Genomic DNA, 14,954 nt, shown 5'->3' with positions numbered 1-14,954 from the left:
CATGTTCCGACCCAAACTGTTGTTCACCAGCCTCGCCGCACTCGCCCTGGGCGCCTGCTCGCCGCAGGATCCGCAGGCAATCACCTCCGCCGCGATCGCCAAGCAAGTGATCCTGCCCACCTACAGCCGCTGGGTCGAAGCCGACCGCCAGCTGGCTGCCAGCGCCCTGGCCTATTGCGAAGGCAAGCAGTCCCTGGAGGCCGCCCGCGCCGACTTCCTCAATGCGCAGAAGGCATGGGCCGAACTGCAGCCGCTGCTCGTCGGCCCGCTGGCCGAGGGCAACCGGGCCTGGCAAGTGCAGTTCTGGCCAGACAAGAAGAACCTGGTCGGTCGCCAGGTCGAGCAATTGCTCAGTGGCGACAAGCCGGTCGACGCCGAAGCCCTGAGCAAGGCCAGCGTCGTGGTCCGTGGCCTGTCGGCTTACGAATACATTCTGTTCGACAGCAAGCCGGACATCGCCACGGCCGAGCAGAAAGCCCGCTACTGCCCACTGCTGGTGGCCATCGGCGAACACCAGAAGGTGTTGGCCGAGGAGATCCTCAAGACCTGGAACAGCACCGACGGGATGCTGTCGCAGATGACCAAGTTCCCCAACCAGCGCTATGCCGACTCCCACGAGGCCATCGCCGACCTGCTGCGCGCCCAGGTCACCGCCCTGGACACTCTGAAGAAAAAGCTCGGCGCACCGATGGGCCGTCAGAGCAAGGGTATCGCCCAGCCGTTGCAAGCCGAAGCCTGGCGTAGCCACTCCTCGCTCAAGAGCCTGGAAGCCAGCCTGAAAGCTGCCCAAGCGGTCTGGGTCGGGGTCGACAACCAGGGCCTGCGCGGTCTGCTGGGCAGCGATCAGAAAGCGCTGGTGGAAAAGATCGACGACGCCTACGCGACGTCGCTCAAATTGCTGGCCGACAATCACAAGACACTGGGTGAGCTGCTTGCCGACGAAGCTGGCCAACAGACCCTCAACCAGATCTACGACAGCCTCAACGTCGTCCACCGCCTGCACGAAGGCGAGCTGGCCAAGGCGTTGAACATCCAGCTTGGCTTCAATGCCAACGACGGTGACTGATCATGCTGCGACGCCAGGCACTCAAACTCGGTAGCGTATTGCTCAGCGCCCTTACCCTGGGCGGTTGGAGCCTGCTGCGCAACAAAGGCAGCGAGCCCCTGCTGCTCTCGGCGCGTGACGATGGCGACGGCAAGCACTATGCCGTCGGGTTTCGCCTGGATGGCACCCTGGTGTTCAGCACCCAGGTCGCCCAGCGTTGCCATGCCATCATCAACCACCCCGAGTTGCCGATAGCGCTTTTCGTCGCCCGGCGTCCTGGTACCGAAAGCTACCTGGTCGACCTGCGCGACGGGCGCCTGTTGCAGACCGTCACCTCACAGCCGAACCGTCACTTCTATGGCCATGCAGTCATTCACAAGGATGGCCAATGGTTGTACGCGACGGAAAACGACACCACCGACCCAGGTCGGGGCGTGCTGGGTATCTATCGCTTCGAGGGCGAGCGCCTGGTGCATACCGGCGAGATCCCGACCCATGGCATCGGCCCGCATGAGGTGGCCTGGCTGCCAGATGGCGAAACCCTGGTCGTGGCCAACGGCGGCATCCGCACCGAAGCCGAGAGCCGGGTCGAGATGAACCTTGATGCCATGGAGCCCAGCCTGGTGCTGATGCAGCGTGACGGCACCCTGCTGAGCAAGGAAACCCTCGCCCAACAGATGAACAGCGTGCGCCACCTGGCGGTGGGCAGCGACGGTACCATTGCCGCCTGCCAACAGTTCATGGGCGATGCCACCGAGACCGCCGAGCTGCTGGCGATCAAGCGTCCGGGCGAGCCGTTCAAGGCCTTCCCGGTGCCGGAACGCCAACTCCAGTCAATGGCCCAATACACCGCCAGCGTGGCCATCCATAGCGACCTGCGCCTGGTGGCGTTGACCGCGCCTCGGGCCAACCGGCTGTTCATCTGGGACCTGGACAGCGGCGCGGTCAAGCTTGATGCGCCGATGCCCGATTGCGCCGGTGTGGGTGCGGTGCAGGACGGTTTCGTCGTGACCTCCGGACAGGGCCGTTGCAGGTTCTATGATTGCCGCAAAGCGGAACTGATCGGGCAGCCGATGAACCTGCCTTCGGGCTTCTGGGACAACCATCTGCACCTGGCTTGATACCTGTGCTGCCCCCATCGCCACGGTTGGTCGCCAAGACCCACCGTGGCGATGGGGGCAGCACAGCCACGACACTCCCCTTCCCCGCCCGTCGAAAACAGTCAATACTTCCCCCATCGCACGTGGGCAGGATCGCCCGTTGTCGTGTCAAAGCGAATAACAACCACCTATCCAAGGAAGTGGACCTATGCTGCGCCGCCGCATGCTTATCATGTTGGCCGTCGTTGTGCTGATCGTGCTGGCCTTGGGGGGCATCAAGGCGTACTCGATCTATCAACAGATCCAGGTGTTCTCTGCGCCCAGGCCACCGATCACCGTGGCTGCCACCCTGGCGGAAGAGCGCCAGTGGCAGACACGCCTGCCTGCTGTGGGCAGCCTCAAGGCATGGCAGGGAGTCGAGCTGAGCCTGGAGCAGTCCGGTACGGTCAAGGCCTTGCACTTCGACTCCGGCCAGCAGGTCAAGGCAGGGCAACTCCTGCTGCAACTGGACAGCGACCAGGAAGCCGCTCTGCTGGGCACGGCACAGGCTGACCTGGCCCTGGCCAAGGTTGATTACGGACGCGGCAGCCAGCTGGTGGGCGACTCAGCCATCTCTCGGGGCGAGTTCGACCGCCTGACGGCCCAGTACCGGCGCAACCAGGCAGTGGTCGACCAACTCAAGGCCTCCCTGGCGAAAAAGAGCATCAACGCCCCCTTCAGTGGCACCATCGGCATTCGCCAGGTCGATGTCGGTGACTACCTGGCCAGCGGCACGGTGATCGCTACCCTGCAAGACCTGAGCAGCCTCTACGTCGACTTCAACGTGCCCGAGCAAGCTTTACCGCAACTGAGCCTGGGCCAGCAGGTGCTGGTACAGGTGGCGGCGTACCCAGGCCAGACCTTCCCCGCCAGCCTAAGCGCGATCAACCCCAAGGTCGATGAGGACACCCGCAACCTGCTGGTGCGCGCCACCATGGCCAACCCGGACGGCAAGCTGCTACCGGGCATGTTCGCCAACCTGCTGGTGTTGTTGCCCAACCCACAACTCCAGGTAGTGGTGCCTGAAAGCGCCATCACCTACACCCTCTACGGCAACTCGGTGTATGTAGCCACCCCGAAGAAGGACAAGGACGGCAAGATCGAGCACGATGCCCAAGGCCACCCGCAACTGACTGCCGAGCAACGCACCGTGCAAACCGGCGAGCGTCGCGACGGCGTGGTGGTGGTCAGCAAAGGCCTTGCGGCCGGGGAGCAGGTGGTCACCGCCGGGCAGCTCAAGCTCACGCCTGGTGCGGCCATCCGCATCGGCCAGGACACCGCGCTGCGTCCCGCCCAAAGCGCCCCGCCCGCGGACTGAACAGGAGTCAGGCATGGCATTCACCGACCCGTTCATCCGCCGCCCGGTACTGGCCTGCGTGGTCAGCCTGCTAATTCTGCTGTTGGGTTTCCAGGCCTGGAGCAAACTGCAGATCCGCCAGTATCCTCAAATGGAGAATGCCCTGATCACGGTGACCACCGCCTACCCCGGGGCCAACGCCGAAACCATCCAGGGCTACATCACCCAGCCCCTGCAGCAGAGCCTCGCCAGTGCCGAGGGCATCGATTACATGACCTCGGTCAGCCGGCAGAATTTTTCGGTCATCTCCATCTACGCGCGCATTGGTGCCGACAGCGACCGCTTGTTCACCGAGTTGCTGGCCAAAGCCAACGAAGTGCGCAACAAACTGCCACAAGACGCCGAAGACCCGGTGCTGAGCAAGGAAGCCGCCGATGCTTCCGCGCTGATGTACATCAGCTTCTACAGCAAGGAGATGAGCAACCCGCAGATCACCGACTACCTGTCACGGGTCATCCAGCCCAAGCTCGCCACCCTGCCAGGCATGGCCGAAGCGGAGATCCTCGGTAACCAGGTGTTTGCCATGCGAATCTGGCTCGACCCTGTGAAGCTTGCCGGTTTCGGCCTGTCGGCCACTGACGTGACCGACGCCGTGCGCCGCTACAACTTCCTCTCCGCTGCCGGCGAAGTGAAGGGCGAATACGTGGTCACCAGCATCAACGCCAGCACCGAGTTGAAGTCGGCCGAGGCGTTCGCCGCCCTGCCGGTGAAGACCAACGGCGACAGCCGGGTGCTGCTGGGGGATGTGGCGCGGGTCGAGATGGGTGCGGAAAACTACGATACGGTCAGCTCGTTCGACGGCACCCCGTCGGTGTACATCGGTATCAAGGCCACCCCCGCTGCCAACCCGTTGGACGTGATCAAGGAAGTGCGTCGCATCATGCCCGAGCTGGAGAGCCAGTTACCTTCGGCGTTGAAAGTGTCGATTGCCTACGACGCCACGCTGTTCATCCAGGCCTCGATCGACGAAGTGATCAAGACCCTTGGCGAGGCGGTGCTGATCGTCATCGTGGTGGTGTTCCTGTTCCTCGGTGCCTTGCGCTCGGTGCTGATCCCCGTGGTGACCATCCCACTGTCGATGATCGGCGTACTGTTCTTCATGCAGATGATGGGCTACTCGCTCAACCTGCTGACCCTGCTGGCGATGGTGCTGGCCATCGGGCTGGTGGTGGACGATGCCATCGTCGTGGTGGAAAACATCCACCGACACATCGAGGAAGGCAAGTCACCGTTCAATGCGGCGATAGAAGGCGCACGCGAGATCGCCCTGCCGGTGGTGTCGATGACCATCACCCTGGCTGCCGTCTATGCCCCCATCGGCTTTCTGACCGGGCTGACCGGGGCACTGTTCAAGGAGTTCGCCCTGACCCTGGCCGGTGCGGTGATCATCTCGGGCATCGTCGCCCTGACCCTGTCACCGATGATGTGCGCGCTGCTGCTGCGCGCCGATGCAAACCCCAGCGGCCTGACCCACCGGCTGGACGTCCTGTTCGAGCGTCTGAAAGTCCGCTACCAGCGAATGTTGCATGCCACCCTCGACAGTCGGCCCGTGGTACTGGTGTTCGCGGTGATCATCCTGTGCCTGATTCCGGTGCTGCTCAAATTCACCCAAAGCGAACTGGCCCCCAACGAGGACCAGGGGGTGATATTCATGATGAGCAGCTCGCCGCAACCGGCCAACCTCGACTACCTCAATGCGTACACCGATAGTTTCACGCCGATCTTCAAGACCTTTCCCGAGTATTACTCGTCATTCCAGATCAATGGCTTCAACGGCGTGCAGACCGGCATCGGCGGCTTCCTGCTCAAACCCTGGAACGAACGCGAGCGCACCCAGATGGAGTTGCTGCCGCTGGTACAAGCCAAGCTCGAAGAGATTGGTGGCTTGCAGATCTTCGGCTTCAACCTGCCGTCGCTGCCCGGCACCGGCGAAGGCTTGCCGTTCCAGTTCGTGATCAACACAGCCGGTGACTACCCTGCCCTGCTGGAGGTTGCCGAACGGGTCAAGACTCGCGCTCAGGCCTCGGGAAAATTCGCCTTCCTCGATATCGACCTGGCCTTCGACAAGCCCGAAGTGCTGGTCGACATCGACCGGGCGAAGGCGGCTCAAATGGGTGTTTCCATGGAGACCCTCGGCGGTACCCTGGCGACCCTGCTGGGTGAGGCGGAAATCAATCGATTCACCCTCGAAGGCCGCAGCTACAAGGTGATCGCCCAGGTCGAACGGCCCTACCGCGACAACCTTGGCTGGTTGAACAGTTACTACGTAAAGAACGAACAGGGCCAGATGCTGCCGCTGTCGACCTTGATCACCCTGAGCGACCGCGCCCGCCCACGCCAGCTCAACCAGTTCCAGCAGTTGAACTCGGCGATCATTCAGGGCGTCCCGATGGTCAGCATGGGGGAAGCGCTCAAGACGATGCAGGATATCGCCCGTGAAGAAGCACCGGACGGTTTCGCCTTCGACTACGCCGGGCAGGCCAGGCAGTTCGTCCAGGAAGGCAGCGCACTATGGGTTACCTTTGGCTTGGCGCTGGCAATCATCTTCCTGGTGTTGGCTGCACAGTTCGAGAGTTTCCGCGACCCGCTGGTGATCCTGGTAACGGTACCGTTATCGATCTGCGGGGCGTTGCTGCCGCTATTCCTGGGTATTTCGAGCATGAACATCTACACCCAGGTCGGGCTGGTGACCTTGATCGGGCTGATCAGCAAACACGGCATCCTGATCGTCGAATTCGCCAACCAGTTGCGTGAGGAACGCGGCTTGAGCGTGCGTGAGGCCATCGAGGAAGCGGCGGCCATTCGACTGCGGCCGGTGCTGATGACCACGGCGGCGATGGTGTTCGGCATGGTGCCGCTGATTCTGGCGACCGGGGCCGGGGCGGTGAGCCGTTTTGACATCGGTACGGTGATTGCCACCGGGATGTCGATTGGCACGCTGTTTACCTTGTTTGTGTTGCCTTGTATCTACACCTTGTTGGCGCACAAGGCGAAGGCCAACGAGCCCGCATTAACCTGATCCGGCCTCTTCGCAGGCTCGCCCGCGAAGAGGCCGAAAAGCCAGATACAAAATCCCCAATAGAAAAGCGCTGCTCCGCAACACAATCTAAAAATTACCGCTCCCAGGCTCTCACACCATCCATTCACGCCTGATCTTGCTGGTTATCAGTGAAAGACAGAGCAATTCCTGCATCTAATTCGCATGATAACAGTCAGCATGGAGATGCTAGGGCACCCGCATTCTAGACGCCTTACAGAGAAACAAATCCGCTCTTTAAAGTGGCCATGGTAAAAATCCCTACAACCACATCAGAATTTTCGCCACCCTCTTCGACTTGTACATCTTGAACTTACCGCTATTATCAAAAACGTCGCAATGACGCGACACCAAAATGGAGAGAACAATATGAAAACCATTAAGATGGAATGCACCAAATTGGCGAACATGGCGCACTTGTTCAAAAAAACCAAACAAGCCTTAACCCATAAATACTGAAGAGCAGTGCCGGCCTGCCCTTCAGTTGTTAAAGGAGGGAGCATGATAAGTAAAAATTGCTTCTTTATCGCCATGAATAACTCCCTGATTTGCTGGGATTTCAAAAACCACAAACAGTACCAGTTATCCAGAGACCACGCAAACCGGTTAATCCATCTCATTTACGAGAAAGATCACAAAGAGTTAAATGACGATCTAACCGCCGATCTGAAATGCTGCAACGTTTTCATGGACGATGCCGACGACAATTCTGACTGGGGCTGGGATGTACTCTCAAGAATATTCCATTACGGCACTAAAGACATCCCTATAGAAAATCACCCTTCAAGCGAGGAGGAGTGGGCACTGCAGCACCTTGAACACTGCAACTCCGTACTAAACAAGAATATACAGCCTGATAATTCCCGCACCAGCGAAAGCGGCATTTCACTGCCTATACCAAGAAGTACATTTGCAGTTGACAAGGCATTCAAAAACCGAGCAACCGTTAGAGACTTCCAGCGAATACCGATCTCCTTAGCTGATCTTGCCGAAATTTTACACCATACCTTAGGCTTTATTGGAAGCAGAACCATTAATTACGTCAAAGAGGAAGAAAATGAATACTCAAGACGCCGCGCCACCCCCTCAGTAGGCGGGCTGAACGCTACTGAAGGCTATGTATATGTAAACAACGTAGACAGCCTGGAAGCCGGAATTTATTACTACGACCCACGGCGACATGAGCTTCATTGGCGAAGCCCACTGCCTTGTGCCCTGGGTGATTTATTATCGGGCCAGCACTTCGCCAATGACATACCCGCTGGATTGTTCTTGAGCTCCAGATTCGACAAATTGTGGTGGAAATACGAGCATTCGCGCGCCTATCGAATGGCACTAATAGAAGTTGGTCATGCCGCACAGACCTTCCAACTCGCCGCAACCGACAGAGGCATGAATACTTGGCTCACCGGCGCATTAAACGAAACGAGCATCGAGCCTCTACTCATGTTCGACAACCCAAGTGAACACGTCCTTTTTTTCGTCGCATGTGGCTATAGCAACGGAAATGCGACACCTCGTTCCTTAAGGGCTCTGATATCGTAAAGTACTGGCGCGAGACACACGCATGGAAAAAATTACAACCCGTAGCAGTACTGTATTTAAAAGCTGGCACATCACGAGTGCTGTACGCTCGCGCCCTTATGCCTACCATTTTTCCGTAGAAGATTTTACACAGTCCGAACCCGACCTGTGGTTTCCTAGGGCGTTAAGTCCAGCGTTGGCTCATGATTCAGCCAAACAGCTTTCAAAAAAAGATTTGCTAGTACTGCACGCCTACCACCTCATCCACTTCATGGACTACACGACACGACTTGAAATGGGTCACATCAATGAAACCGTGCAATGTATCATTTCTGGCGACTTAAAACATTTCTTTGATAAAGACGTGCAACTTAATGCGTTAAAACTTTATACCGACGAGGCGTATCACGCGCTTTTTTCTAAAGAAATTGCGGACCCAGTAGCGAACCATTTTTGCCTTGAACGAATAAATTCTGCGCGCATTAATAGCCTTGACCAATTATTACAAAATAGCCCCCAATCGCTCAACGGGATTACCCGCTTTTGCATCGCCTTTGTTTCTGAAACAATAATAACCAACGAACTGTACAATTTGATTCGCGATTCACTTGTCACGCCTGTGGCAAACATGCTGATTGACCACCTTCATGATGAAGGGCGCCATGCCATTTTTTTCTCAGACTGTTTCGCACAACTCTGGCATCAGCTATCAATCTCTCAGAAGGATTATCTAATTCCTACTTTACTGAAAGCGCTCCGCGCTTTCTGCCAACCCGACGAGCCATTCTTACAGTCAATTTTCAAAAAGCACCCATCCATTGCAAAAGTCATTATCAACGACATAACATCCAACTGGACGCTTCGATTACCCGCAATTTCCAAAATAACGCTTCAGGCGATTAAGCGCACCAAGCTACTTAAAGATGAGCGCTATGCGATTCAATTCAGGGCAGCAGGACTGCCAGCATGAACCAGGCCAAAACTTTAAAAAGCACCATTCTTCGCCCATTGTTACTGATTCTTTTATGCCTACTAGGCGTTTTCCCTCTGGACGTCATTCTCCCTTCATTCCCAGCGCTTGCAGAAGCCTTTCAAGTACAACCAAAGCAAATAGCTTACTCCGTAAGTTTCTTCGCCTTTGGCGTAGCGGTGGCGCAATTGGTGATTGGCCCCCTGTCAGATCGAATTGGTCGTAATCGGTTGCTACTCGGTGGATTGGCTGTATCCATTGCCGGGGCTACCGGCTGCCTACTTTCATCTGACTATGAGACCTTTATGGCATTCCGGTTGCTACAGGCTGCCGGCTGTGGAAGTCTGGTTCTGGGCCAGGCGTTGATACAGGACCTCTATAGCGGAAAGCAGCGCAACACCATGCGCATCGTAATAACGAGTGCAAGTGGTTTATTCATATCAATTTCACCGATCGCGGGCGCTGCGCTCCAACAATTATTCGGCTGGGAAGGCAGCTTTACGGCATTTATTTTGATCGCTACTTTTGTCATGTTTCTTACCTGGGTGCTATCGCATGAAGAACCTGCGTCATACAGCAGTAATGCGGGCATTCGAAGCTATCTTCCCATGCTGCGTGACACGCTCTATATAGCCTATTCCCTGCAGGCCACTTTCGCGTTCGCCTGCCATTTTGCCTTCATCGTCATTGCACCATTGGTACTGATGGACCAACTTGGCCTCACGCCGTATCAGTTTTCCGTTGTATTCATCGCCTATGGGCTGGCGTATGTCGTCGGTGGTGCAACCGCGACCTTCCTGAACAATCGCGTCAGTGTGCAGGCTCAAATTTGCACGGGATTCCTGCTTATAGGTACCGCAGGGATCACTTTATTGATTTGGCAGTGGGCAGCAGTGCTATCGGTAGCTGGTCTCATGATACCGATGATCTTATGCACGGCAGGAACAACGATGGTACGACCCGCCTCGACTTCGCAGGCGTTGGCCCGTTATCCGCAGCAGGCAGGGGCAGCCGCGTCCCTCAGTACTACATTGCTATTTGCCGGCGGTGGACTTGCAGGCACTTTGGTCGCGTCAGCCGAACACCTACTTCCAATGAGCTTAGGAATTCTATTCTTGAGCAGCGCGCTTAGCGGTTGCCTGCTGCTTATGTGCCTCAAGGTCGATAGCACGCAGCATTGCTGACTTTTGCCGGAAAGACAGACACAAAAATGCCAGAGGCCCCGCAATCGCGAGGCCTCTGGCTTTTCTAGCTAACGCAGGGTTCAACCAAATGGCCTCAACCCCTGGCGCAAGCCGAACAGCAATAGCAGCAGGTCCTGATCCGGTTGGGTCTGGGCCTGGGATTGCTGTTTGACTTCCCGCGGCAGTGCACACTGCTCGCTCAACTCGGCCTTGCTGAACACCGTGGGCTTCGGCTCTTCCCAGGCCGCCGCCGCTACCGTGGTCACCGCCAGGCCAGCTACCAGGAACAAAGCTCGAGCGATTTCTAGTTTCATTGCTCTAACCCTTTGACAGCGCTGCCAAACGCCATCTTGTAAACATAGAGCAGCGATTGCCACTCTGCGTCGGTGAACGACGAATGGCGGCGCAATTGGCGAAGGTCATTGGCTGCCGCACGCTGGCAACTGATCCGCCGCCGGCACTTTTCCAAGTCCAGCAACGCCACTTCCACACGGGCTTGCTCGCCGTCACCAATCACCTTGACGAATACGTGCTTGCCATACAGGCAACCGTGCTGCCAATGCCCCAGGTGCATGCGCGCCAGATTATCGGCCAAGTCCTGAATCATGCGCTGGTGCACGACTTGCGGGTAGCGCTCGCGCGCGCCTTCGGCATGCCAGGTGTCCAGATCGACGAACCCATCGAGCGCCTCGCTGACCAGCAAAGCACGCCATTGATGGTCGTCATCGCGTTCGGCACCGCAAAAGACGATGCGGGGCACGCGCACCCCCAGTTGCTCGAAGCTGTTCAATGCGTCGAGCTCGCGTAGCACGGTCGGCCTGCCGAACGGATGCAGCAGGCTTCGATAGATGTGCCCGACCTGACGCTTGGCGTACAACACTTGCCCATTGGCATCGCTCAACCGCTGTACTCCACTTTCACCGCCACGCCGCTGGTTGGGCTCCTCGACCCATTCACCCTGCTGGTGCCAGTAGAAATCGAACTTCGATGCCTGACTTTGGCCGACTGCCATTAACCACTACCCCTTGCGCAATACATAGACTCGCCACATCGCATAGAACGGCAGGAAGTCCAAACGTTCCTGAATCCTGAAGCCGGCAGCTTCGAATTCATCCTCAACCGTGGTCGCCGGTAACACGAAACGGTTCTGGTAACTGTCTTTGTTCGCCTTGGCGCTACGGCGCTGCTCGAGCTTTTTCCGCCGCCACGCCTTGAAATTACCGTCCACCCACAATGACAGGATTACGCTGTCACGGCTAACCCTTTGAAATTCCGAAAGAATTGTTTTCCGGTGGGCCGCCTCGCCGATATGGTGGAACAGCCGCATGCAAAAGATGCTGTCCACGGAATTATCCGGCAGATCGATTGCAAAAGCCGAGGTCTGCAAAGGTCGTACCCGGGCTACCACTTCTGGCGGTTGCGAGGCACAGGCTGTCTCGATCATCGCCTCGGAGTTGTCGGCACCGATGATTACGCGGTTGGGCTTCTCAGCCAGCAACGGCCAGAAACGGCCTGCGCCGCAGGGTAGGTCAAGCACCAACCCTGGCTCGCCAGCCAAGGCCAGGGCGCGGCGAGCCAGTTGCTCGTCACGCTGGTGAGAAAGGCGGCGAGCCAGTCCATCCTGGTGCTTCAAGAAGTACTCTTGTGCATGTTGCTGGTCGTACTTCTCGGAAAATTCTAGTTTGATGGGGCTGCGCATGGGGCATCTCCTGACTCCAGTGCGCCCACCTTAGGTAAGGAAGCGTTGGAATCAGGTTATGCGGATGTGAAAAATACGTTAGCCGCCATGCGGGCTGTTTCTAAACATTACTCGGCTATAGCCAGATTGTTGGCTTTTTCCGCAGTCTTGCTCAGGTCCACCTGGAAGCGGCAACCGTGGGGCGAGGTCGCCGTGAGGGTAACCCTCCAGCCCTGGTCGTCGCAGATGCGCTGAACCAGCGACAGGCCCAGTCCGAGGCCCTCACCGCGACGCTCGTCCCCGCGTACGAAGGGTCGGAACATGGCCTCGCGCTGCTCTTCCGGGATCCCCACACCGCTGTCCTCCACGCTGAAGCCATTGGGTTCCAGGCTCAGGCGGATGTAACCGCTGTCGGTGTAATGGGCAGCGTTGCGCAGCAGGTTGCCCATCACCGATTGCAGGAAGGTGGCGTTGTACAACACGGAACTGGCACTGACGCGGCCATCGAAGTACAAGGTCAGGCCTTTCTGCTCGATGGTGTCCCGCCAGACGCCAATCAGGTCATCGGCCACTTCACGCAAAGTCGCCTGCGACGCCACCGCGCCCTCGTCGCGCTGGGCGCGGGCGAGCATGAGGAAGGTCTTGACCAGCTCACGCATCTCTTCGGTGGCGCGGGCAATACGCTCTACCTGGCTACGCGACCGGCTGTCGAGCGCAGGGTTTTCCATCAACAATTCACAGGAAGTGGCCAGCACCATCAGCGGGGTGCGCAGTTCATGGCTGACGTCGCTGGTGAACAGACGTTCTCGGGTCAATGCGTCACGCAGCCGGCCCAAGGTATCATCGAAGGCCACGGCCAACTGGCCGACCTCATCCGCCGCGTAATCTGGCGCCAGCGGGGGGGCAAGGCCCAGCAACTGGTCGCGGTGACGAACCTGGCGCGCCAGGCGGATCACCGGGGCCATCACCCGCCGGGCGACCAGCCAGCCAAGCACCACCGCCAGCACCAGGCTGAGCACGAAACCAACCACGACCACGGCGAACAGCACTCGCTCGCGTTCCTCGAAATCGCTCTGGTCCTGCAGCAGCACGTAACGCCGTCCGTCGACGATCTCGACCATCGCATGGTAGGACAGCTGGTCTCGGAACACCTCGTGGAAGCCCACGTCGAGGTGACGCAAGTCCTTGGGCAGTTCGAAATCGTCTCGGCCACCGCTGAAGTAGAACAGCTGGTCGGGGCGCGGCCTGTGGCTCCAGTCGCTGACACTGTCCATACGCAGCAACCGTTGCAGGTCGCCCCCGAGGACCGAGGAGATCAAACGCTCTTCCACCAGGTGCACGGTGGCGACGATGCCGAACGCGAAAGCGCCGGCCACCAGCGCACTCATCAGCGCAAAAGCGATGATGATGCGTTGGGCAAGGCTTTGCTTAAACTCCATCGCGGCCCTCGGCGAGGCGATAGCCGACGCCATGGACTGTATGCAGCAACGGCTTTTCGAAAGGCTTGTCGATGACCTGGCGCAACTGGTGGACATGGCTGCGCAGGCTGTCGCTGTCCGGGCAGTCGTCGCCCCACAAGGCTTCTTCCAGCACTTCGCGGCGCAGCACGTGCGGGCTCTTCTGCATCAGCACCGCCAACAGCTTGAGACCGACTGGGTTGAGCTTGAGCAGGCGCCCTTGGCGGGTGACTTCCAGGGTGTCGAGGTCGTAACTCAAGTCGGCGACTTGCAGGGTGCGTCGCCCGCCGCCCTGGGCCCGGCGCAGCACCGCCTCGATGCGCGCGGCCAGTTCCGACAAGGCGAAGGGTTTGAGCAGGTAGTCGTCGGCACCGGAGCGGAAGCCCTGCAGGCGGTCGTCCAGTTGGTCGCGGGCGGTGAGCATGATCACCGGGGTATCGCGCCGCGCATCTTCACGCAGGCGTTTGCACAGGGTGTAGCCATCGATGCCTGGCAGCATGATGTCGAGCACGATCAGATCGTAATGTTCGGTAGCAGCCAGATGCAGCCCGGAGAGGCCGTCCTGGGCGCAGTCGACGGTGTAGCCTTTCATGCCGAGGTAGTCGGCGAGGTTGGCGAGGATATCGCGGTTGTCTTCAACCAAAAGAATGCGCATCGAGGTCTCCTGTGCGGCGCTTTCGCTGTGCGCGGCAGGCGCAGCTTAAGGCCATCGCTGGCCTGGCGCCAGCTTTGGGAAAATATCGGCCCGGCTGACGGATTTTTCACCGTTCCTTCACGAACACAGGATAGCGGGCAGCCCAGAATGGCTGCTCTTTTGTGTGCCTGGAGTTGTCATGCAGCAAGCTACCCCTCCCCGTCCGATCAATTTCTGGTTGTACCTGGGCATTCCGTTGGCCACCGCGCTGGCGCTGATCCTGCTCGAATTGACCTCGCTCGACATGGATGTGGCCAACCTGTTCTTCGACCCGGCGGCCGGTCAGTTCATCGGCCGCCATAGCTATCTGCTGGAAAACATTCTGCATGACAGGGTCAAGCAGGGTGTGATCCTGCTAGGTGTACTGGCGCTGGTGACCTTCGCCTTGAGTTTCTTCTGGAAGCGGCTTTTCGGCTGGCGCCGTGAGTTGGGCTGTCTGGTGCTGGCGCTGGGCCTTTCCACGGCGTTCGTCACGCCACTGAAAAAAGTGACCCAGGTGCAGTGCCCATGGAGCCTGACCCAGTTTGGCGGCAAGGAAACCTACAGCAAGCTGCTGGAAACGCGACCGGCCACCGACAAGCCTGGGCTGTGCTGGCCCGGTGGCCACGCCGCGACTGGTTTCTGCCTGTTCGGCCTGTTCTTCATGCTGCGCGACCGTCGCCCTCGCCTGGCTCGGGTGGCCTTGGCGGTGGCCTTCGTCGCCGGGTCGGTGCTGTCGATTGGCCGGATGATGCAAGGTGCGCACTTCCTGTCGCACAACGTGTGGACAGCCGTGTTCTGCTGGCTGATCGGCTTGGGATCGTATTACCTGGTCCTGTACCGACGGGGGATGGCAGTGGTGCCCGCGGTCGCACCGAAAACCGTGTAGG

General features: G+C 58.6%; 13 protein-coding genes. 8 read left to right on the top strand and 5 right to left on the bottom strand.

The genetic code is table 11. From position 1 onward, the window contains the following. Window position 1 precedes the first annotated feature (1 nt). The 7 genes from IF103_RS04685 (at window position 2) to IF103_RS04655 (ending at window position 10,256) form a co-directional block, all read left to right on the top strand. Window positions 2-1,066, top strand: coding sequence for an imelysin family protein (locus tag IF103_RS04685; RefSeq protein WP_023378868.1), 1,065 nt, complete (start codon window positions 2-4; stop codon window positions 1,064-1,066). A gap of 2 nt (window positions 1,067-1,068) precedes the next feature. Further along, the gene (locus IF103_RS04680) at window positions 1,069-2,166 is read left to right on the top strand and encodes a DUF1513 domain-containing protein (RefSeq protein ID WP_023378867.1); all 1,098 of its coding nucleotides are present in this window, start codon (window positions 1,069-1,071) and stop codon (window positions 2,164-2,166) included. Window positions 2,167-2,353: 187 nt separating this feature from the next. Next, entirely contained in the window at window positions 2,354-3,502 is a 1,149-nt protein-coding gene (locus IF103_RS04675) for an efflux RND transporter periplasmic adaptor subunit (protein ID WP_186598805.1), read from the top strand. Window positions 3,503-3,515: 13 nt separating this feature from the next. Further along, window positions 3,516-6,560 (top strand): multidrug efflux RND transporter permease subunit, encoded by a 3,045-nt coding sequence (locus IF103_RS04670; RefSeq protein ID WP_202675900.1) that lies wholly within the window; start codon window positions 3,516-3,518, stop codon window positions 6,558-6,560. Window positions 6,561-7,079: 519 nt separating this feature from the next. Next, complete coding sequence (locus IF103_RS04665; protein WP_202675899.1) at window positions 7,080-8,123, top strand: SagB family peptide dehydrogenase; 1,044 nt, start codon at window positions 7,080-7,082, stop codon at window positions 8,121-8,123. Between the two features lie 22 nt (window positions 8,124-8,145). Beyond that, on the top strand, window positions 8,146-9,072 hold the full coding sequence (locus tag IF103_RS04660) for a diiron oxygenase (RefSeq protein WP_202675898.1): 927 nt from the start codon (window positions 8,146-8,148) through the stop codon (window positions 9,070-9,072). Continuing rightward, on the top strand, window positions 9,069-10,256 hold the full coding sequence (locus IF103_RS04655; protein WP_202675897.1) for a Bcr/CflA family efflux MFS transporter: 1,188 nt from the start codon (window positions 9,069-9,071) through the stop codon (window positions 10,254-10,256). The genes IF103_RS04660 and IF103_RS04655 overlap by 4 nt, the downstream gene beginning before the upstream one ends. An 80-nt stretch (window positions 10,257-10,336) precedes the next feature. On the opposite strand, the gene IF103_RS04650 is transcribed toward IF103_RS04655, so the two are convergent. The 5 genes from IF103_RS04650 to colR all read right to left on the bottom strand — a co-directional run bounded on the left by IF103_RS04650 (window position 10,337) and on the right by colR (window position 14,046). Beyond that, complete coding sequence (locus tag IF103_RS04650) at window positions 10,337-10,570, bottom strand: hypothetical protein (protein ID WP_023378861.1); 234 nt, start codon at window positions 10,568-10,570, stop codon at window positions 10,337-10,339. Beyond that, window positions 10,567-11,268, bottom strand: a complete 702-nt coding sequence (locus IF103_RS04645) for a lipopolysaccharide kinase InaA family protein (protein WP_023378860.1) — start codon at window positions 11,266-11,268, stop codon at window positions 10,567-10,569. The genes IF103_RS04650 and IF103_RS04645 overlap by 4 nt, the downstream gene beginning before the upstream one ends. Window positions 11,269-11,274: 6 nt before the next feature. Further along, window positions 11,275-11,955: a class I SAM-dependent methyltransferase gene (locus IF103_RS04640; protein ID WP_023378859.1), complete on the bottom strand. Its 681-nt coding sequence runs from the start codon at window positions 11,953-11,955 to the stop codon at window positions 11,275-11,277. Window positions 11,956-12,062: 107 nt separating this feature from the next. Then, a complete protein-coding gene (locus IF103_RS04635; protein ID WP_023378858.1) occupies window positions 12,063-13,373 on the bottom strand; it encodes a sensor histidine kinase in 1,311 nt (436 codons plus the stop codon). Beyond that, on the bottom strand, window positions 13,363-14,046 hold the full coding sequence (gene colR / locus IF103_RS04630; RefSeq protein ID WP_003255215.1) for a two-component system response regulator ColR: 684 nt from the start codon (window positions 14,044-14,046) through the stop codon (window positions 13,363-13,365). The genes IF103_RS04635 and colR overlap by 11 nt, the downstream gene beginning before the upstream one ends. A gap of 178 nt (window positions 14,047-14,224) precedes the next feature. Here colR and IF103_RS04625 point away from each other — a divergent pair, with 178 nt between their 5' ends. Beyond that, window positions 14,225-14,953, top strand: coding sequence for a phosphatase PAP2 family protein (locus tag IF103_RS04625; protein WP_023378857.1), 729 nt, complete (start codon window positions 14,225-14,227; stop codon window positions 14,951-14,953). Window position 14,954: the final 1 nt, after the last annotated feature.

Source organism: Pseudomonas sp. SK2 (assembly GCF_016772395.1).
In the GTDB taxonomy this organism is placed as follows: Bacteria; Pseudomonadota; Gammaproteobacteria; order Pseudomonadales; family Pseudomonadaceae; genus Aquipseudomonas; species Aquipseudomonas taiwanensis.
This window is presented reverse-complemented; position numbering and strand designations above follow the sequence as displayed.